23 protein-coding genes are annotated in these 24,150 nt (G+C 64.6%); 4 read left to right on the top strand and 19 right to left on the bottom strand.

Annotated elements, in window-relative coordinates; genetic code table 11:
• The first annotated feature begins 69 nt into the window (after positions 1 to 69).
• Both AC1D02_RS06175 and AC1D02_RS06180 read left to right on the top strand, forming a co-directional pair.
• Complete coding sequence (locus AC1D02_RS06175; protein ID WP_477314776.1) at positions 70 to 2,115, top strand: S9 family peptidase; 2,046 nt, start codon at positions 70 to 72, stop codon at positions 2,113 to 2,115.
• Positions 2,116 to 2,193: 78 nt separating this feature from the next.
• Positions 2,194 to 2,661, top strand: a complete 468-nt coding sequence (locus AC1D02_RS06180; RefSeq protein ID WP_477314778.1) for a hypothetical protein — start codon at positions 2,194 to 2,196, stop codon at positions 2,659 to 2,661.
• Positions 2,662 to 2,881: 220 nt separating this feature from the next.
• Here the strand turns inward: AC1D02_RS06180 and AC1D02_RS06185 are convergent, their stop codons facing one another.
• Positions 2,882 to 3,949: an SDR family oxidoreductase gene (locus AC1D02_RS06185; protein ID WP_477314780.1), complete on the bottom strand. Its 1,068-nt coding sequence runs from the start codon at positions 3,947 to 3,949 to the stop codon at positions 2,882 to 2,884.
• A gap of 489 nt (positions 3,950 to 4,438) precedes the next feature.
• On the opposite strand from AC1D02_RS06185, the gene AC1D02_RS06190 reads away from it, so the two are divergent.
• Positions 4,439 to 4,753 carry a hypothetical protein gene (locus AC1D02_RS06190; protein ID WP_477314782.1) on the top strand — a complete coding sequence of 105 codons (315 nt, stop codon included), beginning with the start codon at positions 4,439 to 4,441 and terminating at the stop codon, positions 4,751 to 4,753.
• Between the two features lie 25 nt (positions 4,754 to 4,778).
• On the opposite strand, the gene AC1D02_RS06195 is transcribed toward AC1D02_RS06190, so the two are convergent.
• The 17 genes from AC1D02_RS06195 to ndk all read right to left on the bottom strand — a co-directional run bounded on the left by AC1D02_RS06195 (position 4,779) and on the right by ndk (position 21,747).
• Entirely contained in the window at positions 4,779 to 5,375 is a 597-nt protein-coding gene (locus AC1D02_RS06195) for a MarC family protein (RefSeq protein WP_477314784.1), read from the bottom strand.
• Positions 5,376 to 5,490: 115 nt separating this feature from the next.
• Entirely contained in the window at positions 5,491 to 6,036 is a 546-nt protein-coding gene (locus tag AC1D02_RS06200) for a phosphoribosyltransferase (protein WP_477314786.1), read from the bottom strand.
• Positions 6,037 to 6,063: 27 nt separating this feature from the next.
• On the bottom strand, positions 6,064 to 7,377 hold the full coding sequence (locus AC1D02_RS06205; RefSeq protein ID WP_477314788.1) for an adenylosuccinate synthase: 1,314 nt from the start codon (positions 7,375 to 7,377) through the stop codon (positions 6,064 to 6,066).
• A 5-nt stretch (positions 7,378 to 7,382) separates the two neighbouring features.
• Positions 7,383 to 8,537, bottom strand: a complete 1,155-nt coding sequence (locus AC1D02_RS06210) for an ATP phosphoribosyltransferase regulatory subunit (RefSeq protein ID WP_477314790.1) — start codon at positions 8,535 to 8,537, stop codon at positions 7,383 to 7,385.
• 167 nt (positions 8,538 to 8,704) lie between these two features.
• Positions 8,705 to 9,601, bottom strand: coding sequence for a protease modulator HflC (hflC, locus tag AC1D02_RS06215; RefSeq protein WP_477314792.1), 897 nt, complete (start codon positions 9,599 to 9,601; stop codon positions 8,705 to 8,707).
• On the bottom strand, positions 9,601 to 10,887 hold the full coding sequence (hflK, locus tag AC1D02_RS06220; RefSeq protein ID WP_477314794.1) for an FtsH protease activity modulator HflK: 1,287 nt from the start codon (positions 10,885 to 10,887) through the stop codon (positions 9,601 to 9,603). Before hflK ends, hflC begins: the two co-directional genes overlap by 1 nt.
• A 1-nt stretch (position 10,888) precedes the next feature.
• Positions 10,889 to 12,073: a GTPase HflX gene (gene hflX / locus AC1D02_RS06225; protein ID WP_477314796.1), complete on the bottom strand. Its 1,185-nt coding sequence runs from the start codon at positions 12,071 to 12,073 to the stop codon at positions 10,889 to 10,891.
• Between the two features lie 39 nt (positions 12,074 to 12,112).
• On the bottom strand, positions 12,113 to 12,349 hold the full coding sequence (hfq, locus tag AC1D02_RS06230) for an RNA chaperone Hfq (RefSeq protein ID WP_211463703.1): 237 nt from the start codon (positions 12,347 to 12,349) through the stop codon (positions 12,113 to 12,115).
• A 142-nt stretch (positions 12,350 to 12,491) separates the two neighbouring features.
• Positions 12,492 to 13,829, bottom strand: coding sequence for a ribosome biogenesis GTPase Der (gene der / locus AC1D02_RS06235; protein WP_477314799.1), 1,338 nt, complete (start codon positions 13,827 to 13,829; stop codon positions 12,492 to 12,494).
• A 1-nt stretch (position 13,830) separates the two neighbouring features.
• Entirely contained in the window at positions 13,831 to 14,985 is a 1,155-nt protein-coding gene (gene bamB, locus AC1D02_RS06240) for an outer membrane protein assembly factor BamB (RefSeq protein ID WP_477314801.1), read from the bottom strand.
• Between the two features lie 56 nt (positions 14,986 to 15,041).
• Positions 15,042 to 15,698, bottom strand: a complete 657-nt coding sequence (locus AC1D02_RS06245) for a YfgM family protein (RefSeq protein WP_477314803.1) — start codon at positions 15,696 to 15,698, stop codon at positions 15,042 to 15,044.
• Positions 15,699 to 15,726: 28 nt separating this feature from the next.
• Entirely contained in the window at positions 15,727 to 17,055 is a 1,329-nt protein-coding gene (gene hisS / locus AC1D02_RS06250; RefSeq protein ID WP_477314805.1) for a histidine--tRNA ligase, read from the bottom strand.
• Positions 17,056 to 18,315, bottom strand: coding sequence for a flavodoxin-dependent (E)-4-hydroxy-3-methylbut-2-enyl-diphosphate synthase (gene ispG, locus AC1D02_RS06255; protein WP_477314807.1), 1,260 nt, complete (start codon positions 18,313 to 18,315; stop codon positions 17,056 to 17,058).
• 16 nt (positions 18,316 to 18,331) lie between these two features.
• On the bottom strand, positions 18,332 to 19,267 hold the full coding sequence (locus AC1D02_RS06260) for a helix-turn-helix domain-containing protein (RefSeq protein WP_477314809.1): 936 nt from the start codon (positions 19,265 to 19,267) through the stop codon (positions 18,332 to 18,334).
• Positions 19,268 to 19,280: 13 nt separating this feature from the next.
• Positions 19,281 to 20,072 carry a type IV pilus biogenesis/stability protein PilW gene (gene pilW / locus AC1D02_RS06265; protein ID WP_477314811.1) on the bottom strand — a complete coding sequence of 264 codons (792 nt, stop codon included), beginning with the start codon at positions 20,070 to 20,072 and terminating at the stop codon, positions 19,281 to 19,283.
• Positions 20,069 to 21,238 (bottom strand): dual-specificity RNA methyltransferase RlmN, encoded by a 1,170-nt coding sequence (gene rlmN / locus AC1D02_RS06270; RefSeq protein ID WP_477314813.1) that lies wholly within the window; start codon positions 21,236 to 21,238, stop codon positions 20,069 to 20,071. Before rlmN ends, pilW begins: the two co-directional genes overlap by 4 nt.
• Positions 21,239 to 21,333: 95 nt before the next feature.
• Positions 21,334 to 21,747, bottom strand: a complete 414-nt coding sequence (ndk, locus tag AC1D02_RS06275) for a nucleoside-diphosphate kinase (RefSeq protein WP_477314815.1) — start codon at positions 21,745 to 21,747, stop codon at positions 21,334 to 21,336.
• A 227-nt stretch (positions 21,748 to 21,974) separates the two neighbouring features.
• On the opposite strand from ndk, the gene AC1D02_RS06280 reads away from it, so the two are divergent.
• Entirely contained in the window at positions 21,975 to 22,658 is a 684-nt protein-coding gene (locus AC1D02_RS06280) for a Bax inhibitor-1/YccA family protein (RefSeq protein ID WP_477314817.1), read from the top strand.
• Positions 22,659 to 22,755: 97 nt separating this feature from the next.
• Here AC1D02_RS06280 and rlmD read toward each other — a convergent pair whose 3' ends face one another.
• Positions 22,756 to 24,102, bottom strand: coding sequence for a 23S rRNA (uracil(1939)-C(5))-methyltransferase RlmD (gene rlmD / locus AC1D02_RS06285; protein WP_477314819.1), 1,347 nt, complete (start codon positions 24,100 to 24,102; stop codon positions 22,756 to 22,758).
• Positions 24,103 to 24,150: the final 48 nt, after the last annotated feature.

The raw sequence follows: 24,150 nt of genomic DNA on the forward strand, positions 1-24,150 counted from the left end.
CAACAACCTTGGTATCATGTCCGGCGACCGGCGCCATGCCGGCATTTTTCACACATCGTCGGAGACAAGATGACATTACGACTGCTGGTATTGGGAGCCGCGCTGGCGGCGGGCGGCGCGTTCGCCGCGCCGCGCGGATTGACCGTGGAAGACCTGGCCACCATGGAACGCGTCGGCAGCCCGGCGCTGTCGCCTGACGCGACGCGCGTGGTCTACAGCGTGCGCAGCACCGACATGGGCAAGAACCGCGGCCACACCGACCTGTGGATGCTCGACCTGCGCACGCCGAACGCGGCGCCGCAGCGCCTGACCCGCGCAGAGGCCAGCAGCACCGATCCGGAATGGTCGCCGGCCGGCGACGCGATCTACTTCATGTCGCAGTCGCAGGTGTGGCGCATGCCGGCCGCCGGCGGCGCCGCCGCCAAGGTCACCGCCCTGCCGGTCGACGTCGACAACTTCCGCCTGTCGCCGCAGGGCGACCGCATCGCCCTCAGCCTGGCCGTGTTCCGCGACTGCGCCGACCTGGCTTGCACCGTCAAGCGCCTCGACGACAAATCGAAAAACAAGGCCAGCGGCCGTGTCTACGACCGCCTGTTCGTGCGCCACTGGGACACCTGGTCGGACCTGCGCAACAACGTGCTGTATTCGGCGCCGATCGACAGCACCGGCAAAGTCAGCGCCATGCCGGTCAGCGTTTCCGGCACCCTCGACGGCGACGTGCCGTCCAAGCCGTTCGGCGACCATGACGAATACCACTTCAGCCCCGACGGCAAGACCATCGTGTTCGCCGCGCGCATCGCCGGCAAGACCGAATCGTGGTCGACCAACTTCGACGTCTACTCGGTGCCTGCAGCCGGCGGCACGCCGCAGAACCTGTCGGCTGAAAACAAGGCCTGGGATTCGAAGCCGATCTACTCGCCGGACGGCCGCACCCTGGCCTGGATCGCGATGGACCGCCCTGGTTTCGAAGCGGACCGCTTCCACTTCGTGCTGCTCGATGTCGCCACCGGCAAGAAGCGCAAGCTGGCCGACAACTGGGACCGCTCGGTCGCCGACTTCCGCTGGACGCCGGACGGCAAGGCGCTGCTGGCGACCGCCGACGACGTCGGCCAGCACCGCCTGTTCTCGATCGACGCGCAAAGCGGCAAGGTGACGCCGCTGACCGGCAAGGGCTACGTCGGCGCTTTCGACATCGCGCGCGACACCATCGTCGTCAGCCAGGCCAGCCTGACTTCGGGCGCGCAGCTGTTCAAGCGCAGCCTCGGCTCGGACGCAATGACCCAGCTCACCAATCTGAATGCACAAGCGCTGGCCGACGTGCGCATGGGCGAGCCGGAGCAGTTCTCGTTCAAGGGCGCCAAGGGCGAGACGGTCTACGGCCACGTGATGAAGCCGTGGAACGCCGCGCCTGGCCAGAAATATCCGGTCGCCTTCCTGGTGCACGGAGGCCCGCAGGGCAGCTTCGGCAACAGCTGGAGCTACCGCTGGAATCCGCAGACCTATGCGGGCGCCGGCTACGCCACGGTGTTCATCGACTTCCACGGATCGACCGGCTACGGCCAGAAGTTCACCGACGCCATCAGCGGCGACTGGGGCGGCGCGCCGCTGGAAGACCTGAAGAAAGGCCTGGCCGCGGCCGGCGCCAAGTATCCGTGGCTCGACACCGGCAACGCCTGCGCGCTGGGCGCCTCGTACGGCGGCTTCATGATGAACTGGATCGAAGGTAACTGGTCGAACGGCTTCAAGTGCATCGTCAACCACGACGGCGTGTTCGACAACCGCGCGATGTACTACTCGACCGAGGAACTCTGGTTCAACGAGTGGGAAAACGGCGGCAGCTACTTCGCCGCGCCGCAGAAGCACGAGAAGTTCAATCCGGTCAGCCACGTCGCCAAGTGGAAGACGCCGATGCTGGTGATCCACGGCGAGAAGGACTACCGCATTCCGGTGTCGCAGGGCCTGGGCGCGTTCACCGCGCTGCAGCGCCAGGGCGTCGAGAGCAAGCTGCTGGTGTTCCCGGACGAGAACCACTGGGTGCTCAAGCCGGCCAACTCGATCCTGTGGCACCACACCGTGATCGACTGGCTGGACGGCCACCTGAAGACGCCGAAGTAAGCGTCGTCAGTTGGGGTCTGGTCCTGCGGACCTGACCCCATTTTTTTTGCACCGCCCTCGCCTAAATCGGAAACTGAAATGAAACCAGTACCTTCGCTTGCGTGCGTGCTCATGGCGCTGCCGTTGATGGCGGCAGGCCAGTCCTTGCCTGCGCCGACCAGGCATATCTACAAATGCGAAATGGCGGGGAAAGTCGCTTACTCCGACGAGCCATGCCTCGGTGCCAGGAAACTCGACCTCGTGGTGCCGCGTGGGCTGAACAAATTATCCGGCAAGGAGAGGACCGGAGCGGACGTCGGCAATGAACGCCGGCGCGAGTCCTTAGCACAGGCCCTTCGCCCTGTGACAGGAATGTCGCCCGATCGCTTCGCCGTCGAGACGCATCGCCAAGGTCTGGGCAGCTACACGCAGGCGGAATGCCAGGCGCTCGATCAAAGCATCCCGCGCCTCGAATCGCTGGAGAAGACTGCGGCAGGCGCCGATCGCACCACGATTCAGCGAGACCTGCTCATATCGCGCAAGCGCTTCAAGGATATGCGCTGCTAAAAAGCTGCCGGCGTGCGCCACACAAATACAGAAAAATCGAAGAGGATCGGAAGTTCCGCGAGATGGCTGGACGAAAGCCAAGGTCGGTTGAAGCAGCGGTCGAACATGTATGTTCGACCTCCCGCAGCGCAAATGGTTCACTGATTTCGCGCGAAACGCTTCAAAAAACCTCGCAGTCAGGGCGAGCCAATATTGGAAGCGGCAAGCGACAACTACAATCTTACGGGATGAGCCGCTCGGCGCGCAGCTGCGCGAACAAATCGTAGAACGAGTCCGCGGTCGACTGGTAGCCGGCGAAGCCCAGCTTGCGGCTGCGCGCCATGTCGGTCATCACTTCGATGGGCCGGCCCAGATCCAGGTCGGTGTGCCACGGCGACGCCAGGCGCGCAAGGTCAGCCTCGACCAGGCCGTGGCGCGCGGCCATGTCGCGCCACAAGGCATGGTCGCCCTGCATGGCGCCCTCCAATGGATGGATCGTGCCGTCGAAGCTGGCCGCTTCGACGCCGAACCAGTTCGCCAGGCGGCCCCACAGCCACTGCCAGCGGAACACATCGCCATTGACGATGTTGAATGCCATGTTGTGCGCCGCCGGCGTGTCGGCCGCCCAAACCAGCTGGCGCGCCAGCTGGCGCGCATCGGTGACATCGGACAGCCCTTGCCACTGTGCCTGCGAGCCTGGCCATCGAAACGGCCGGCCCGTCTCTTTGCAGATCGATGCGTAGACGGCCAGCGTGGTCCCCATGTTCATCGCGTTGCCGACCGCCTTGCCGATCACGGTGTGCGGACGATGCACATTCCAGCTGAAGCCATCGCGCGCCGCGGCGGCGTAAAGCTCGTCTTCCTGCTCGTAATAGAAATTCTCGATCGGCAGGCGCGGCTGCTCCTCGCGCAGCGGCGTGTCGGGCAAGGTGCCGGCGCTCGCATACGCTTCGAACGGGCCGAGATAATGCTTCAGTCCCGTCACCAGCGCCACGTGGCGCACCGTTTTTTTCGACGACAGCGCGGCGAGCACGTTGCGCACCATGGCGCCATTGACGCGAATGTTCTCCGCCTCCGTGTCCTGGCGCAGCCAGGCGGTGATGAAGACGTCGGTGGGCGCAATGTCGGCCAGCGCTACTTCGAGGCTGGCCGAATCGAGCAAATCGGCGGCCACCGGGCGCACGCCCGGAACGTCCTGCTGCGGCTTGCGCGCCAGGCCGTGGACGTCCCATCCTTTGCCGATCAGTTCAGCGCAGAGGTTGCTGCCGGCGATGCCGCTTGCGCCTACTACCAGGGCGATCTTGTTCATTATTGGTGTCCACTCCGTGAAGAATCGTCCAGTCTACCGCCATCCCTCAAATCTCGGCGCGATCCAACACGTTCTTGATGACAGCACACATGCCGCCCAGCAGTTGGAAAATCGCAAATCAGGAACGCGTGTGAACTATTTCCAGTCACCGCACTCCCGTCCGTGTAATCTCAAGCAACAGCAAATTCCCCCAATGGTGCGCAACGTCGTTCGGTGTAGGTTATGATTTCAACATCGCTGTGGACCCATTCGATTTTTTCCGCACGAAAGAATCTATGCATTTGACCAGAATCCTCTCTGTCCTGCGGGAGGCGACGCACGATGGAGCTATCCCGCGCGCGAATTCATCGGCAGGAGAAATTGCCCAACAGACCGACCTGTTCGGAAGCGGCGAACGCGTGCGTATGCCGCAGCAGCAAGACTTGCTGGAATATGAGCGAATTGCACCCGGAACAAGCGAAATGATCGTCCAGTTCATGGAGCATCGTCGTGCCCGCCACGTTGAATTCGTCGTCAAAGAAAGCCGACGCGAACCGCGAACTTTGCACGATCGAAAATCACGAACGCCGTATGGATGAAGCTTGGGCCGAAGAGTGCCGGCAAGCAAAGCACCTGCGCGTGTATCGCTACTCGAGTGTATTCTCGGGCATTGTCCTGGCTGGAGGTTCATTGGCGCTGTGCGCGTTTGGGATCGAACGTCACGCCAATTTGCTGGCGATCGCCGCCGTGATCGGACCAGCCGCAGGACTCGCCGGCGTATTCGTTTGGGGCTACAGGCCGGTTGCCCCGAAGCGCGCAAAGTAAGCGCCGCGCCTCCCCGCCCGCTGGACTACAGCGTCTTGATGAAGGCGCGCACGCCGCCCAGCAGCATCTCCACCGACATCGCGGTCAGGATCAGCCCCATCAGGCGCTCGAAGGCCGTCATGACCTGCGGGCCGAGCGCCTTCTGCAGCTTCTCGGCGCTGAGGAACACCGCGAGCCACACCACCGCTACCGCCGCCAGCGCGGCGACGTGGATCATCACCTCGCCCATCGTGTCGCGCGAGAACAGCAGCACCGTGGCCAGGGCCGACGGGCCGGCCAGCGCGGGAATCGCCAGCGGGACGATGAACGGTTCGCCGCCGTCGGTCTTGCCCAGCACGCCGTCCGGATGCGGGAACACCATGCGGATCGCGATCAGCAGCAGGATCACGCTGCCGCCGATGCGCAGCGAGACTTCGGACAGCTGCAAGGCGCGCAGCAGCGGACTGCCGAAGAACATAAACACCAGCAGCACCACGAAGGCGATCGCGCACTCGCGCAGCACGATGCGCGGACGGCGCGCGCGCTCGACGCCGGACAGCGCGCTCACAAAAATCGGCACGTTGCCGAAGGGGTCGGTGACGAGCAGCAGCAGGATGAAGGTTTGCAGGAAGGTCTGGGTCATGGTCGATCGATGATGCACGCGACGGCGTCAAGGGCGGGGTCAGGTCCGCCGGACCTGACCCCAGATGCAAAAAGGCCAGAGCATCACGCTCTGGCCTTCGGGGCACGGCGGCGCGTTACAGCGCGGCGCGGCCCTTTTTCATCCACGCCGCCAGCTGGTGCGGGCGCAGGCCGTCGTAGTCTTCGAACGGCTGATGAATCCACGGATTGTGCGGCAGCTCTTCGAGGAAGTAGTCAGGCATGATCGAGGAGGTGCCCTTGACCCAGATGACCGCCGATTTCACTTCGGTCACGCCGGCGAAATTGTCGCTCAGGTGCTTGGTGACCTTGTCGAGCGTGACGCCCGAATCGGCCAGGTCGTCGACCAGCAGGATCTTGCCGGCCAGCGGGCCCTTGGTCATCGTCATGTACTTGGCGATGTCGAGGTCGCCGCGCACGGTGCCGGCTTCTTCGCGGTACGAGCTGGTCGACAGGATCGCCAGCGGCACATCGAAAATGCGCGAGAACACGTCGCCCGGACGGACGCCGCCGCGCGCCAGGCACAGGACCTGGTCGAACTTCCAGCCCGATTCGTACACCTTGAGCGCCAGGCGCTCGATCAGGCGGTGGTATTCGTCCCAGGAGACCCAGAGGTCCTTGTCGGTCGATGGTGGCGTGGTCATGTTCATTCCTCTTCTGAAGTCGTGGGATTATTCAAACGGGTGGCGCAGGACGATGGTCTCGACACGGTCAGGACCGGTCGACACCATGTCGATCGGCACGCCGACCAGCTCTTCGATGCGCTTGATGTAGTTGCGCGCGGCAGCCGGCAGCTCGGCCAGCGACTTGGCGCCGACGGTGCTCTCGGTCCAGCCAGGCATCTCTTCGTACACCGGCACGCAGTTGGCCGCTTCTTCGGCGCCCACCGGGAAGATGTCGACGGCGCGGCCGTCGATGGTGTAGCCGGTGCACAGCTTGAGCGACTCGATGCCGTCGAGGACATCGAGCTTGGTCAGGCACATGCCCGACACGCCGTTGATCTGGACCGAACGGCGCAGCAGCGCGGCGTCGAACCAGCCGCAGCGCCGCGCGCGGCCGGTGACGGTGCCGAATTCATGGCCGACGCGCGACAGGTGCTCGCCGACGCCGCTGTCGGTGGCCAGCTCGGACGGGAACGGGCCCGAACCGACGCGCGTGGTGTAGGCCTTGGTGATGCCGAGGATGTAATGCAGCATGCCCGGACCGACGCCCGAACCGGCCGATGCGTTGCCGGCCACGCAGTTCGACGAGGTCACGTACGGATAGGTGCCGTGGTCGATGTCGAGCAGCGAACCCTGGGCGCCTTCGAACAGCAGGTTGCCGCCGGCCTTGAAGGTGTTGTGCAGCGCGGACGGCACGTCGGCGACCATCGGACGCAGGCGCGGCACCAGGGCCATCGCGTCGTCGAAGGTCTTCTGGAAGTCGATCGCTTCGCCGCCCAGGTAGTTGGTCAGCACGAAGTTGTGGTAGTCGAGGTTCTCTTTGAGCTTCTCGGCAAAGCGCTCTTCGTTGAGCATGTCGGCGATGCGGATCGCGCGGCGCGCGACCTTGTCTTCATAGGCCGGGCCGATACCCTTGCAGGTGGTGCCGATCTTGTTGTCGCCGCGCTTCTTCTCGCGCGCCACGTCGATCGCGACGTGGTACGGCAGGATCGCCGGGCAAGCCTCGGAGATCTTCAGGCGCGACACGACTTCGACGCCGATCGCCTGCAGCTTGTCGATCTCGCGCATGATGTCCGGCACCGACACGACCACGCCGTTGCCGATGTAGCAGGCCACGCCTTCGCGCATGATGCCCGACGGGATCAGCTGCAGCGCGGTCTTCTGGCCCTTGATGACCAGCGTATGGCCGGCATTGTGGCCGCCCTGGAAGCGCACGACGCCCTTCGCATGGTCGGTCAGCCAGTCGACGATTTTGCCCTTGCCTTCATCGCCCCATTGGGTACCGATGACGACGACGTTCTTTGCCACGTTTTTCTTTGACATCACACTCAGCCTAAGTTTTTGAGAATCCAATTTCCATCTTCGAGCACGAGCGCGCGGTCGCACTCGAACTCGTCCTGATCGTCGTCGTGACCCGGCAGACTCTGGATCACGACCTCGCCTGTTTTACGCAGCCCGGCGATCTGTTCGCGCAGTTCCGGCGCATTGCCCCACGGCGCGCGGATTGCATGTTTGCGCTCGGCGCTCGGCAGCAGCCGCGCCAGTTCGCGCAGGTCGAGCGAGAAGCCGGTCGCGGGACGGGCCCGGCCGAACGCTTCGCCGACGTGGTCGTAGCGCCCGCCGCGCGCCACCGCGTTCGGCAGGCCGGGCACGTACAGCGCGAACATCGCGCCGCTTTCGTATTGGTAGCCGCGCAGGTCGGCCAGGTCGATCGCCACTTCGGCGCGGCCCAGCGCGGAGCCGGCCAGCGCGGCCAGTTCGGCCAGCGCCTTGGCGATGCCGTGCGACTGCGGCAGCACGTCGCGCGCGCGGGTCAGCACATCGACGTCGCCGTACAGGTGCGGCAGCGCCAGCAGCGCCTCGCGCGTCTGCGGCGCGTAGTTCTTAGTGATCGAGTCCAGCCCAGGGCTGTCCTTGGCGCGCAGGAAGGCATACAACGCCGACTCGTCGCGGCAGGCCGCGGCGTCATCGGCGATGATCGAGCGCAGCACGCCGACGTGCGACAGGTCGAGGCGGACGTCGTCGAAGCCGGCCATCGCCAGCGAGGCCAGCGCCAGTTCCTGGATCTCGGCGTCGGCTTCGAGGCCGGCGTGGCCGTAGATCTCGGCGCCGATCTGCAGCGGCTCGCGGGTCGCGTGCAGGCCCGAAGGACGGGTGTGCAGCACGCTGCCGGCGTAGCACAGGCGGGTGACCGACTCGCGGTTGAGCAGGTGGGCGTCGATGCGCGCGACCTGGGTGGTCATGTCGGCGCGCAGGCCCAGCATGCGGCCGGAGATCTGGTCGACCAGCTTGAAGGTGCGCAGGTCGGTGTCCTTGCCGGCGCCGGTCAGCAGCGAGTCGACGTACTCGAGCAGCGGCGGCATCACCAGCTCGTAGCCGTACAGGCGGAAGTTGTCGAGCATCTGGCGACGCAGGTCTTCGATCTTGCGCGCTTCGGACGGCAGGACGTCGGCGATGTTCTCGGGCAGAAGCCAGTTCGGCATGGGCTAGGGGCGGTAACGGGAGTTTATTAAATATCGGGCAAGATGCGAAAACCGGCTCGCGCAAATGGAGCGCCGAACCATCAATTTTACCCGAAAATGCGAATCAACGGCCAGCAAACAAAAATGGGGTCAGGTCCGCCGGACCTGACCCCGAATTGTCGCTGCGCTTACTTCTTCGACGGAGCGGGAGCCGAGGCGCCGCCCGGTGCGCGGAAGTACTTGAAGAATTCCGAGCCCGAATCGAGCACCATCACGTCGCCGCGGTTTTTGAACGTGGCGCGGTAGGCTTCGAGCGAACGGTAGAACTTGTAGAACTCGGGGTTCTTGCCGAACGCCTGGGCGTAGATTTCGGACGCCTTGGCGTCGCCCTCGCCCTTGATCTTCTCGGCGTCGCGGAACGCTTCGGCCAGGATTACGGTGCGCTGGCGGTCGGCGTCGGCGCGGATCTTTTCCGATTCGGCCGAGCCGGTCGAGCGCAGCTCGTTGGCCACGCGGGTACGCTCGGCCTTCATGCGGTCATACACCGAGGCGTTGATCTGGTCGACGTAATCGACGCGCTTGAGGCGCACGTCGATGATCTCGATGCCGATCTGCTTGGCCTCGGCCACGACCTTGGTGCGGATCCCTTCCATCACCTTGCCGCGCTCGCCGGAGATGACTTCGCGCACGGTGCGCTTGGTGATCTCGTCGTTCAGCGCCGCCTTGATGATCTGCGACAGGCGGTCGCGCGCGCGCGTCTCTTCGCCGCTGAAGCTGACGTAGTACAGGCGCGGATCGACGATGCGCCACTTGACGAAGGCATCGACCAGGATGTTCTTCTTCTCGGCCGTGATGAAGCGGTCGGCGTCGGGCGTGTCGAGCGTGAGGATGCGCTTGTCCAGGTACAGCACGTTCTGGAACGGCGGCGGCAGCTTGAAATGCAGGCCAGGCTGGTTGATCACTTCGCGCACTTCGCCCAGCGCGAACACGATGGCGAAGCGGCGCTGGTCGACCACGAAGACGGTCGACGACAGCAGCATCAGGGCGATGAAGCCGGCGACGAAAAGGGTGACGAGGCGGTTCATCAGCGCGTCTCCCGATCGCGCGAGGTATCGCGGCCGCGGCTTTCGCGCTGGCGTACTTGTTCAACTGTCTGCATGGTTTCCTGTGGCGTCGGGGTGACGGCCGGCGCCGGCTGCACCGGTCCGGATTTCGAACCCGGCGCCCCGGCGGCGCTTTGGGCGATCAGTTTGTCGAGCGGCAGGTACAGCAGGTTGCTGCCCGACTTGGCGTCGACCATCACCTTGCTCGAGCTGGTGAAGATTTCCTGCATCGTGTCGAGGTACATGCGGTCGCGCGTGACGGCCGGCGCCTTCTGGTATTCGGCCAGCACCTGCGAGAAGCGCGAGGCGTTACCGGTGGCGTTCTCGGTGACCTTGGCGCGGTACGCCTCGGCTTCCTGGGTCAGGCGGATCGCGTCGCCGCGCGAGCTCGGGATGACGTTGTTGGCATACGCCTCGCCTTCGCTGCGCGCGCGCTGGCGGTCCTGGCCGGCGCGCACGGCGTCGTCGAAGGCGCTTTGCACCTGCTCCGGCGGCTGCACGCTTTGCATCGTCACGTTGGTGATCTGGGCGCCCAGCGAATAGCGGTCGGCGATCTGCTGCATCAGGCGGTTGACGTCGAGCGCGACCTTTTCGCGACCCTCGTACAGCACGAAGTCCATCTTGCTCTTGCCGACCACTTCGCGCACCGCCGTCTCGGCGATCTGGCGCACCGCGTCGTCGTCGTGGTCGCGGTTGTTGAAGATCCAGGCGACCGGATCCTTCAGCGTGTACTGCACGGCGAACTGGATGTCGATAATGTTCTCGTCATCGGTCAGCATCAGCGATTCCTTGGTGTTCTTGGAACGCACCGAACCGCGGTAGCCCACTTCGGCCGTGCGCACCTGCGACACGTTGACCGTCTCGTGCGACTGGAACGGGTACGGCCAGCGCCAGTTGAAGCCGGCGCCGGTGGTGTGACTGAGCTTGCCGAAGGTGGTGACCACGCCGACCTGGCCTTCCTGCACGATGAACGCGCCGCTGGCGAGCCAGATGAAGATCACGATCGCGCCGACCACGCCGGCGGTGACGCCGGCGCCTTTCATGTCGGGGCGGTACTCGTTGCCCCCGCCGCCGCCATTGTTCTTCTGGCCGAACATGCGGTTCAGGCGCGCGTTGAAGTCGCGCCACATCTGGTCGAGGTCTGGAGGACCTTCCCCGCCGGGCTTCTTGCCTTCTTGTTTTTTGTTGTCGCCTTCGGGCTTGTGGCCCCAACGCGGATCGTTGAGCGACAACTTGACGCCAAGGCGCCTGATCAGGGAAACGAGCATGCTATCGTGGTCCGACGTTATTAGTAGTGTTATTAAACTCGGCGGTGTCGGCGTCTTCCTGCAACACGCTCACTTCGCCGGCATCGTCCTGCTCTTCGAAAAGGTGGGCCAGGCCTGGCGCGGCCCTGGCCGCTTCGACGATCGCCTCGCGCAGCAGATCGAGGCCTTCGCCACTTCGGGCGCTGATAAAAACGCGGCTGATTTTATCATATTCATCACGCTCGATCGCCGGCTCGAGGCCGGCCGCGTCGATCTTGTTCCATACGAGGATCTGCGGAATATGGTCGGCGCCGATTTCGCGCAGCACTTCGTTGACCTGGTCGATCTGTTCCATGCGCACCGGGCTGGCGCCGTCGACCACGTGCAGCAGCAGGTCGGCGTGGATGGTCTCCTCCAGCGTGGCGCGGAACGCGGCGACCAGCTGGTGCGGCAGTTCGCGCACGAAACCGACCGTGTCGGACACCACGACGTTGCCCACTTCCTGGCCCAGGTACAGGCGGCGCGAGGTGGTGTCGAGGGTGGCGAACAGCTGGTCGGCGACGTACACGCCGGCCTTGGTGAGGGCGTTGAACAGCGTCGACTTGCCGGCGTTGGTGTAGCCGACCAGCGAGACCGAAAACGTGGTGTTGCGCCCGCGCGCACGGCGCTGGGTCTCGTGCTGCTTGCGCAGCTTGACCAGGCGCGCGCGCAGCGCCTTGACGCGCTCGCCGATCAGGCGGCGGTCGGTCTCGAGCTGGGTCTCGCCCGGACCGCGCAGGCCGATACCGCCCTTTTGCCGTTCCAGGTGGGTCCAGCCGCGGATCAGGCGCGTGGCCAGGTGCTGCAGCTGCGCCAGTTCGACCTGCAGCTTGCCCTCGTGGCTCTTGGCGCGCTGGGCGAAGATGTCGAGGATCAGGCTGGTGCGGTCGAGCACGCGGATGTTGATGCGCTTCTCGAGGTTGCGCTGCTGCGCCGGCGACAAGGCGTGGTTGAAGATGACGATTTCGATGTTCTCGGCCAGGCAGGCCTGGCCGATCTCGTCGGCCTTGCCGCTGCCGACGAAGTAGGCGGGATCGGGGCTGGAGCGCTTGGCCGTGATGATGGTGATCGGCTCGGCGCCGGCCGAGCGCGCGAGCAGCGACAGCTCTTCGACGCTGGCGTCGAAGTCGCCGGCGCCGAAATCGATGCCGACTAGCGCGGCGCGCATACGCACTTCGCCTGGGCCATGGCCGATACGCCCGCGGCCTTACTCAGCTTCAGTCTCGAGGTTGAGGTTGACGGCGCGCGCGGGAACAACGGTGGAGATCGCATGCTTGTAGACCATCTGGGTAACCGTGTTACGCAGCAGAACGACATATTGGTCGAACGATTCGATGTGACCCTGCAGTTTGATCCCGTTGACCAGGTAGATCGAAACGGGAACGTGCTCTTTGCGCAAGGCATTGAGGAATGGGTCTTGTAACAGTTGCCCTTTGTTGCTCATAACAGCTCCGTGTGTTGTTGTACTTCAAAAGTTGGAGGCGACTCGGGCGATTTCAAGTGGGGAACTGTATCTTTCCTAAGAGGCCAATAATGTCGATAAGCTACTGTAACCTGTTTTGCCGGTCTTTGTCGTACGCCCGACTTTATTTCTTTGCGAATGGATTCTTACCCATCCTTAATTCGATCCGCAGCGGCGTGCCGACCAGGTTGAAGGTGTCGCGGAAGTGCTTTTCCAGGTAACGTTTGTACGGCTCGCCGATGGCGTCGAGCGCGTTGCCGTGGATCACGATAATCGGCGGATTCTGCCCGCCCTGGTGGGCGTAGCGCATCTTCGGCCGGATCGAGCCCTTGCGCTTCGGCTCCTGCTTCTCGACCGCCTCGATCAGCGCGCGCGTCAGGCGCGGCGTCGACAGGTCGGCGGTGGCGGCGGCGTAGGCGGCGTCGACCGACTTCATCATCGGGCCGATGCCGGTGTTGTTCAGGGCCGAGATGAAATGCATCTTGGCGAACGACAGGAAGTCGAGCTTGCGATCGAGGTCGATCTTGATCTCGTCGCGCTGGTCGCTTTGCAGGCCGTCCCACTTGTTCACGGCGACCACCAGCGCGCGGCCCGATTCCAGGATGAAGCCGGCGATGTGCGCGTCCTGCTCCGAGATGTCCTGCTGGGCGTCGAGCAGCAGGATCACCACGTGGGCTTCCGAGATCGACTGCAGCGTCTTGACGACCGAGAACTTCTCGATCGCCTCGAACACCTTGCCGCGGCGGCGGATGCCGGCGGTGTCGATCAGCGTGTAGTTCTTGCCGTCGCGTTCGAACGGCACTTCGATCGAGTCGCGGGTGGTGCCCGGCATGTCGAAGGCGATCACGCGCTGCTCGCCGATCAGGGTGTTGACCAGCGTCGACTTGCCCACGTTCGGGCGGCCGACGATGGCGATCTTGATGCCGCGCGCGGCCGGCTCGAGTTCCTCGGCGTCCGGCGCGCGCGAAGCGAAGGCTTCGTTCAGCGCTTCCTCGACCAGGTCGGCGACGCCGTCGCCGTGGGCGGCCGAGATCACGTAAGGATCGCCCATGCCCAGCTCGTAGAATTCCGCCACGACCGAGGTGTACTTCATGCCCTCGCCCTTGTTCACCACGAGCATGACCTTGCGGCCGGACTTGCGCAGGAAGTCGGTGATGGTCTTGTCGTGCGGCGTCATGCCCTGGCGGCCGTCGACGATGAACACCACGACGTCCGCTTCGGCCACGGCCTGCTTGGTCTGCAGGGCCATCTGGTGCATGATGCCTTCCTTGGCGACCGGCTCGAAACCGCCGGTGTCGATGACCAGGAAGGGACGCTCGCCCACGCGGCCTTCGCCGTAGTGACGATCGCGCGTCAGGCCAGGCAGGTCCGCCACCAGCGCGTCGCGCGAGCGGGTGAGGCGGTTGAATAAGGTCGATTTCCCGACGTTGGGGCGACCAACTAATGCTATTACCGGCTTCATGTTATTCGACCGCGATTGCGGTCACGGTTCCATTCTGTGTTTGAAAAATAAGGTTCGATCCGGCCACCAGCGGGGTGCCCGTGACAGCGCTGCCGTCGGTTGCCGCGCGCGCCAAAAAGGCGCCGTCTTCGCGGGACAGGAAGTGAATATACCCCTGATAGTCGCCGACCGCGACCGCGCGGCCGTACGAGACCGGGGTCGACAGGCGGCGGAAGCCCAGCTTGTCGTTCTTCCAGGCGCTCACCCCGCCTTCGCGGTTGAAGGCAAGCACGTCGCCCTTGTCGCTGGTGGCGAACAGGAAACGCTGGTCCACGGCCACGCCGACTTGCGACGACAGCTCCTTGGTCCAGCGCGCGGTGCCGGTCATCAGGTCGAAGCAGCCGACCCGGCCCTGGTAGGACACGGCGCAGACGTCGTTGTCGACGACGACAGGGGTGCCGCCTATGTCGGTGACGCGTTCGAGTTCGGTCGCGCCGCGCGATTCGCCGACGGCGATTTCCCAGCGCGGGGAACCGTTGGCGATCAGCAGCGAGACCAGCTTGCCGCCCGGCTGGGCGACCAGCACGTCCTTGCCGGCGATGGTCATGCCCGGCGCGGTGCGCAGCGTCAGCGGCGGCGATGGGCGCTGCACGGTCCATTTCTTCTCGCCGGTTTTCGCGTCCAGGCCGATGATGCGGTTGTCGATCGAGCGCACCACCACCATGCCCTGCCCCACCACCGGCGCCGACAGCACCTCGCTGGAAGCCTGCGCGGTCCACAGCGCCTTGCCGTTCATGTCGAAGGCCATCACGGCGCCCTTGACGGCGCCGACCACCAGCAGGTTGCCGTCCGAGCCGACGCCGGCCGACAGCGGCTTGGACGCCTTGATGCGCCATGCCGCCTTGCCGGTAGCCGCGTCGACGCGCGCGATGGTGCCGTCGGCGCCGGCCACGATCAGGGTCGAGCCGACCAGCGCCGGCGTGAATTCGTAGTTCTGCGATTTGCCGACTTCGAGTTTCCAGGCGGTGCGCACCGCCATCGAACCTTTCAGCTCGACCAGCGGCACGGGGATGTTGCCCTTGGGCTTGGAAGCGAACGGGTTGAGCGAACTAATGGTGGAACATCCGGCCATCAGGGCCAGCACACTCACGCCAAGCAGTTTCTGGGTAATACGCATAGTCTTTAACCTTGTTCTTTGACTTGTTGTGGGCTCGTACGCGTCGCTTGCGCGAATCAGGCGGCCGCCTTGGCGTCGGCCGGAGCGGTGCCGCCGATCGACTCGAGCTTGATTTCGACCAGCTTGCGGCCAGGGTTGTTCTTGCCCATCGCGGCCAGCGCGGCGATGTAGGCGGTGCGCGCCTCGGCCAGCTTGTTCTGCGCCACCAGGATGTCGCCCTTGCGGTCGGCCACGGAAGCGGAGAACTGCGGCAGGAACTCGGTGCCGAGCAGCTTCATGCCTTCATCGTAGGCTTTCTCGTCGAGCAGCACGCCGGCCAGGCGCAGCTTGGCGATCGACTTGTATTCGTCGCTGCCGTGATCGACGACCCACTGCAGCTGGGCCTTGGCGGCCTTCATGTCGTTCGCTTCGAAGGCGCCCTTGGCGGCGACCAACGCGGACATTTGCGCATACGCGGTGCCGGCGTACTTCGCTTCGATGTCGGCGGCCAGTTTCTGGGTGCGCGCATTGTCGCTGGCGCTCGCCGATTTCTGCAGCGCGTCGTACATCGCCGACGCTTCGGCGGCCTGGGTGCGCTGGTGGTAGTTCCAGTAATTCCATCCTGCGTAGGAGCCCAGCGCGATGATCAGCACCCAGGTGATCAGATTGCCGAACTTGTTCCAGAACGCCTTCAGGTCCGCCAATTGTTCTTGTTCTTCGAGATCGTATGCCATGGTCTTGTCGTGTCAGTATGTGGATGGATTAATGGTGGTAGTGCACGTGATCGTGGTCGTCGCCGACGATCTGGTCGACCAGGTAGTCGACCACTTCGTCGAACGGCACCGTGGCCTGCTGCTGGCCGTCGGCGCTGGCGCGCATGGCCTTGACCGCGGCGACGTTGTTGGCAATCTCGTCGTCGCCGAGGATCACCGCGAAGACCGCACCGCTGCCGTCGGCCTTCTTCATCTGGCTCTTGAAGCTGCCGGCGCCGCTCGCAGCCGCGCAATGTAGCACAACATCGAGGCCGGCATCGCGAATTCGCTCGGCCAGCACGAAGGCCTGCATCTGCGCCGCTTCGCCCTGGTGCACCATGTAGACGTCGCACTGGGACGGCTCGTTCGGCTCGCCGGCCGACTTCATCAGCTCGATCAGGCGCTCCATGCCCATCGCGAAGCCGACCGCCGGCGTCGGTTTGCCGCCGAACATTTCGATCAGCGGATCGTAGCGGCCGCCCGCGCACACGGTGCCCTGCGCGCCCAGTTCGGTGGTCACCCACTCGAACACGGTGCGGTTGTAGTAGTCGATGCCGCGCACCAGGCGCGTGTTGACCGTGTACGGCACGTTGTTATGGTCGAGGATCTTCTTGACGCCTTCGAAGTGGGCCAGCGACTCGCCTTCGAGGTAGTCGAGCAGCTTCGGCGCGCCGTTGACCAGCTCCTGCATCGCCGGGTTCTTGGTGTCCAGAATACGCAGCGGGTTGGTGTGCAGGCGGCGCTTCGCTTCGGCGTCGAGCGTGTCCAAGTGCTGCTCGAAGTAGGCGATCAGGTCGGCGCGGTGGCGCAGGCGCTCGGCCGCGTCGCCGATCGAGTTCAGCTCGAGCTTGATGTTATCCAGGCCCAGGTCGTCCCACAGGCGGCGGCACAGCATGATCATCTCGGCGTCGATGTCCGGGCCGGCGAAGCCGACCGCTTCGGCGCCGAACTGGAAGAACTGGCGGTAGCGGCCGCGCTGCGGACGCTCGTGGCGGAACATCGGGCCCTTGTACCACAGGCGCTTCGGGCCGTCGTAGACCAGGTTGTGCTCGAGGACCGCGCGCACGGTGCCGGCGGTGCCTTCGGGGCGCAGGGTCAGCTTGTCGCCGTTCATCGAGTCTTCGAACGAGTACATCTCTTTTTCGACGATGTCGGTGACGGCGCCGATGGCGCGCGCGAACAGGCCGGTCTCTTCGAGGATCGGCGTGACGATCTTCTGGTAGCCGTAGCTTTTCAGGATCGACTCGGTGGTGTTTTCCAGCAGTTCCCACAGCGGCGCTTCGGCCGGCAGGATGTCGTTCATGCCCTTTACGGCCACGATCTTTTCTTGTTTGCTCATTTATTTTTTGCCGTAATTCGTTTGTACATAATCCAGCACGATCTGCTGGAATTCCTGGACGATGTTCTCGCCGCGCAGGGTCACTTTCTTCTGGCCGTCGACGAACACCGGCGCGGCCGGCGATTCGCCGGTGCCCGGCAGGCTGATGCCGATGTTGGCGTGCTTCGATTCGCCCGGTCCGTTGACGATGCAGCCCATCACGGCCACGTTCATGCCTTCGACGCCCGGATACAGCTTTTTCCATTCCGGCATCTGCTCGCGCAGGAAGGTCTGGATGTCGTCGGCCAGCTCCTGGAAGGTGGTCGAGGTGGTGCGGCCGCAGCCAGGGCAGGCAATCACCATCGGCGCGAATTTGCGCAGGCCCATGGTCTGCAGGATCTCCTGGCCGACCACCACTTCTTTCGTGCGGTCGCCGCCAGGTTCCGGCGTCAGCGAGATGCGGATGGTGTCGCCGATGCCCTCTTGCAGCAGCACCGACAGCGCCGCGGTCGAGGCGACGATGCCCTTGCTGCCCATGCCCGCTTCGGTCAGGCCGAGGTGCAGCGGATAGTCGCAGCGGCGCGCCAGTTCACGGTACACCGCGATCAGGTCCTGCACGCCCGAGACTTTGCACGACAGGATGATCTTGTCGCGCGCAAGGCCCAGTTCTTCGGCGCGCACGGCGTTGTCGATGGCCGACGTGATCAGGGCCTCGTACATCACCGCCTGCGCGCTCCATGGCTGCGAACGCGCGGCGTTTTCGTCCATGATGCGCGCCAGCAGCGACTGGTCGAGCGAGCCCCAGTTGACGCCGATGCGCACCGGCTTGTCGTATTGCGCCGCCACTTCGATCATCTGGGCGAACTGCGAGTCGCGCTTGGCGCCCTGCCCCACGTTGCCCGGATTGATGCGGTACTTCGACAGCGCGCGCGCGCACTCGGGGAAGTCGCGCAGCAGGGTGTGGCCGTTGTAGTGGAAGTCGCCGACCAGCGGCACGTCGATACCCATCTTGTCGAGCTGCTCGCGGATCGCCGGCACGGCGGCCGCCGCTTCCGGACGGTCGACGGTGATGCGCACCAGCTCGGAGCCGGCGCGCGCCAGCTCCTTGATCTGGATCGCGGTGCCGATCGCGTCGGCGGTGTCGGTGTTGGTCATCGACTGCACCACCACGGGTGCGTCGCCGCCGACCCAGACCTTGCGGTCGCCGTGGGCGATCAGGACGCTGCGGCTGGCGCGCCGCGCGAGGGGGCCGGAGGGTATCGCCAAATTCGAAGAAGACATATGCAATTAAATTCGATTACTTGAGGTTCACGCGGGCGACCGCGCCCGCTGCCGCCGGCAGTTCGACCGCGGCGCCGCGCAAGGTGGCGCTGACGCCGCTTGGCTTGCCGACCACCAGCGTGACCGGCTCGGTGACGTCGAAAGTCTCGGTGCTGCCGGCCTTGACCAGGCGCGAGATCAGCGGCGCGCCCTTGGCGCGCCTGACTTCGATCCACGAGTCTTCGCGCACGGTGATCACCAGCGCGTTGGCTGCGTTCGCGGGCGCCGGCGCCGGCGCCGCTTCAGGCGTGGCGGCAGGTGCGAGCGCGGGTGCAACGCCGGCCGACGGCGAGCCGGCGGCCGAGGTGCTCGGAGGCGGCACAGAAATCAGGGGCACCGAGGCGTTCAGCAAGGTAGGCAGCGGAGCGGCCGCCGCGCTGGCCGCCGGCGCGACGGACGCCGGAGCGGTCGCCTGCGGCACGGTGGCGGACGCCGGCGCGGCGGTCTCGCCGCGGTTCATCAGCCTGGCCACCAGGCCGAAATGCCAGGCCGCGGCGATCGCGCCCACCACTACGACGACGGCGACGATCGGCACGATCGGAAGCGACGCGCGCTTGCCGTGGGTCGGGAAGCGCACTTCGGAGAACGAGGCCTGGGTCTTGTGACCGCGGATCGTGGTGCCGGTGGCGTCGCTCGGACTCGGGGTGTCGAGCGGGATCTGCGCCACCAGCGGCGCCGGATCGAGCTTGACGATCTTGGCGTAGGCGCGCACGAAGCCGCGCACCACGGCCGGTCCCGGCAGCGAGGCGTAATCGCCCGCTTCGAGCGCGACGACCTGGCGCACGGCCAGCTTGAGCTGGTCGGCGACCTGCTCGACGGTCCAGCCCATGGCCTCGCGTTGCGCCGCCAGGGTCTTGCCCGGCACGCCGTGGTTATCGCCGCCGGCCGGCTGTTCTGCCCACTCTGAACTCATTGTCGTTCCTGTTTCATTCATCGAATGCACCGCGCTGAAGTGCCGCATATTCCGGCGAACCGGGATGGTGGCGGCGCAGCATCGTCGCCATGCTGGCCTCGGATGCCTTGTCGCCCAGCTTGCGGTCGATCCGCACCGCCAGCCACAACACTTCGGCCGACAGGCTGTCGAGCTTCGCATCGGACTTCACGCGATTGATAAAAAATCCGGCGCGCTGGATGTCGCGCCGCTCGTAGTACACCCGCGCCAGTGCGGCGTTGGTGGCAGGATAATCCGGCTCGTAGCGCAAGGCGTCAAGCAGGTAGCGCTCGGCCGCCTCGTAGTTCTTCATCCTGACGCTGCACGAGCCGGCGTTGATCAGGGCCTTGACCGGCGACTGGTAGGTCGGGTTCTTCAGCGCCGATTCGAAGTAAGGCATGGCTTGGGCGGCGCGGTTGTGCTGGCACAGGAAGGAGCCGTAGTTGTTGGCCAGTTCCGGGTTGCGCGGCGCCAGGCGCAGCGCGCGCTGGAAGCTTTCGTCGGCCAGCTTCTCTTCGCCCATGCGGTCGTAGATCAGGGCGCGCACGCCGTACGCATCGGCGCTGTCGGGGCTGATCACGATGGCCTGCTTGACCTCGTCGAGCGCGACTTCCATCTTCCCTTCCTGGAAGTAGCCGATCGCCAGCTGCAGGCGGATCGCGGCGCGCTTGTCGGCGGTCGTCTGGTCGGACGCGGTCTTGATGTCCGCGCTGCCCGAGCCGCCGCCGCTGCCGGCGCAGCCGGCCAGGGTCAGCGCGCACAGGACCAGCGTCAGGAGCCGGCTCAAGAACGGATCTCCACGATTTTGCCGAAATTGGCGCCGAACTTCTGCTTGTATTCGTCCATTTTCTCCATCCGTTCCTGGACCCGGGTGCGGTCCTGCACTTCTCCGGCCAGCTGGCCGCACGCGGCGTCGATGTCGTCGCCGCGGGTCTTGCGAATGGTGGTCACCAGGCCGCCGTCGATCAGCACCTGGGCGAAGGCCTTGATGCGCGGGTTCTTCGAGCGCAGCAGGCCGGACTCGGGGAACGGGTTGAACGGGATCAGGTTGAATTTGCACGACACGCCGACGACCGGGTCGTTGACCAGCGCCAGCAGTTCGCGCGCGTGCTCGTCGCTGTCGTTGACGCCGTCGAGCATGCAGTATTCGAAGGTGATGAAGTCGCGCGGCGCGAATTCGAGGTAGCGCTTGCAGGCGGCCATCAGCTCGCGCAGCGGGTATTTCTTATTCAGCGGCACCAGGCCGTCGCGCAGCTTGTCGTTCGACGCGTGCAGCGACACGGCCAGCGCGACCGGCACTTCCTGCGACAGCTTGTCGATGTTCGGCACCACGCCGGAGGTCGACAAGGTGACGCGGCGGCGCGACAGGCCGTAGGCGTTATCGTCGAGCATGAGCTTGAGCGCGGTGACGGTCGGCTCGAAGTTCAGCAGCGGCTCGCCCATGCCCATCATGACCACGTTGGTGATCTGGCGCTCGCCTTTCGGGCCGGGCTCGATGCCCTTGGTGCGGCGCAGCTCGAATTCGGCCATCCATAATTGGCCGATGATCTCGGACACCGTGAGGTTGCGGTTGAAGCCCTGCTTGCCGGTCGAGCAGAAACGGCAGTTGACGGCGCAGCCGGCCTGCGTCGAGATGCACAGCGTGCCGCGGTTCTCTTCCGGGATGAACACGGTTTCGACCGCGTTGCCATTGCCGACGTCGACCAGCCACTTGCGGGTGCCGTCGGTCGAGGTGTGGTCGCTGATGACGGCCGGCGAGCGGATTTCGGCGCGCCCCTTGAGCTTGTCGCGCAGGGACTTGGCCAGGTCGGTCATGCTGTCGAAGTCGCTGGCGCCGAACTGGTGGATCCAGCGCTGCAGCTGCTTGGCGCGGAACGGCTTCTCACCCAAGTCGGCGCAGTAAGCGACGAGTTGCGCGGGATCGAAGTCCAGCAGGTTGGTGAGTGTCGTCATATTCTGTATTCCAAAAAGCCCGTTCCCGCGCGCAAGCGCAGCAGGGAACGGTGGCGGTGGCGGCGCCGCGGATGGCGCCATCACCTTGTTGCTGATTACTTCACTTCCGGGAAGAAGTAAGCGATCTCTACTTTTGCAGCGTCGACAGCGTCCGAACCGTGGACGGCGTTGGCGTCGATCGAATCGGCGAAATCGGCGCGGATGGTGCCTGGCTCAGCCTTCTTCGGATCGGTCGCGCCCATCAGGTCGCGGTGCTTGAGGACGGCGTTTTCGCCTTCCAGGGCCTGGATCATGACTGGACCGGACACCATGAAGTCGACCAGGTCTTTGAAGAAGCCGCGCTCTTTGTGAGCGGCGTAGAAGCCTTCGGCCTGCTCGCGCGACAGCTGGGTCATGCGGGCGGCGATGATTTTCAGGCCAGCGTTTTCAAAGCGGCTGTAGATTTGGCCGATGACGTTTTTTGCAACTGCGTCTGGTTTGATGATCGACAGGGTGCGTTCGATAGCCATGTGTAAAAACTCCAATAAAAAGAAAGGTTTAAATCGAGAAAATAAGAACTCAATCAACCTTTGATTTTACCATACAAACCCCACCTGCCCTATATTGCACCACGGGGCGCGGTAGTGATAGAGTGGCGCCAGCCATTCGAAGCTGCATTGACGCAATTTTGCGCGCTTTTGCGCCTGCGTGCTATGCTTTGAGCGAGACTTAACCCTATCCACGACTTGGAGTCAACATGATCACCAACCTGCAAAAAGGCTACGACCTGGCGGGAAGCAGCCAGGCGATCCGCCACCGCGTGCTGCGCAATACCTACTGGCTGCTGGCGCTGTCGATGATCCCGACGGTCTTCGGCGCCTTCGTCGGCGTGCAGATGAACCTGCCGATCCTGTCGGGCGCGATGGGCTTCATCGTGTTCATGGCGATCCTGTTCGGCTGCATCTGGGCGATCGAAAAGACCAAGAACTCGGCCATGGGCGTCGCCGTGCTGCTCCTGTTCACCTTCTTCATGGGCCTGATGCTGACGCCGATCCTGCGCCACACGCTGGGCTACAGCAACGGCGGCAGCCTGATCATGACCGCGTTCGGCGGCACGGCCTGCATCTTCGCCGTGATGGCGAGCTGGGCGACCGTGTCGAAGCGCGACTTCTCGCTGATGGGCAAATGGCTGTTCGCCGGCGTGATCGTGCTGGTGCTGGCCTCGTTCGCCAACATCTTTCTGCACCTGTCGGCGCTGTCGATCGTGGTGTCGGTGATGGCGATCGGCATCTTTTCGGCCTACATCCTGTATGACGTGCAGCAGATCGTCAACGGCGGCGAAACCAACTACATCACCGCCACGCTGAAAATCTACCTCGACGTTTACAACATCTTCGTGAACCTGCTGTCGCTGCTGGGCTTGGGCGGTAGCCGCGACTAAGATACTTGAGTAGTCAAGTAATTAAAAAGCCGACCCGCGGGTCGGCTTTTTTACGCCTGTGCGTCTGGGGTCTGACCCCGGGGGTCAGACCCCAGGTTCATGCCGCCGGCAGCTCGAAGACGGCCATCGATTCGACGTGGGAGGTGTGCGGGAACATGTTCACGACCCCTGCCTTCTTCAGCACGTAGCCGGCCTCGTGGGTCAGGATGCCGGCATCGCGCGCCAGGGTCGACGGGCTGCACGACACATACACAATCCGCTCCGGCAGCATCGCGGGATGGCTGGCGCGCAGCCCGGCCAGCGCCTGCGACAGGGCCATCGCGCCGTCGCGCGGCGGGTCGATCAGCATGCGGTCGAACTTGCCCAGCGCGACCAGGTCCTCGGTCGTCACTTCGAACAGGTTGCGCGTCTCGAACGACGTCTTGTCCGACAGGCCGTTTTTCTTCGCGTTGTCCAGGGCGCGCTCGGTCAGCGCGGTGCTGCCTTCGATGCCGACCACTTCGCGCGAACGCGTCGCCAGCGGCAGGGTGAAGTTGCCGAGGCCGCAGAACAGGTCGGCCACGCGGTGCTGCGGCTGCACGTCGAGCAGGCGCAGCGCGGTCGACACCAGCACCCGGTTGATCATGTGGTTGACCTGGGTGAAGTCGACCGGCTTGAACGGCATCTTCACGCCGAACTCGGGCAAGGTGTAGAACAGTTCCTTGTCGAGCGGATAATACGGCGCCGCAGTCTCCGGCCCCTTGGTCTGCAGCCACCACTGGATGTTCCACTGGTCGGCGAAGGCTTTCAACAGCGTCTCGTCGGCCGGCGCCAGAGGCGCCATGATGCGCAGCACCAGCGCGGTGACGCCCTCGCCCACCGCCACTTCGATCTGCGGCACCTGGTTGAAAATCGTCAGCGATCCGATCAGCCCGCGCAGCGGCACCAGCATCGCTTCGACGTGCGGCGGCAGGATTTTGCACGCGGTCATGTCGGCCACAAACGCCGAGCGCTTTTCGTGGAAGCCGACCAGCACCGCGTCCTTCTTGGCAACGTGGCGCACCGACAGCCGCGCGCGGTAGCGGTAGCCCCACGTCGGCCCCTGCATCGGGCGCATGATGTTTTCGGCCTTGACCTTGCTGATGTGCCAGAGGTTGTCTTCGAGCACGCGCTGCTTCATCGCGACCTGCGCCGACGGCTCCAGGTGCTGCATCGAGCAGCCGCCGCAATTGTCGAAATGCGGACAGTACGGGGTGACGCGCATCGACGTTTCGCGGTGCAGCTCGGTCATGCGCGCCGCTTCCCAGTTCTTCTTTTTCTTGAACGTCAGGAAGCTGACGCGTTCGCCCGGCAAGGCGCCTTCAACGAAAATCACCTTGCCTGGCGAACCGTCTTCGTTCTCGAGGTGGCCCACGCCGCGCGCGTCCATGTCGAGGGATTTGATGTCAATCTGGATATCTGGCATAAAAATGAGCATAGCGGCCGCTTGCAGGCGCCGTCGGTGAAATCAGGG

The organism is Massilia sp. P1_C10 (assembly GCF_056406475.1).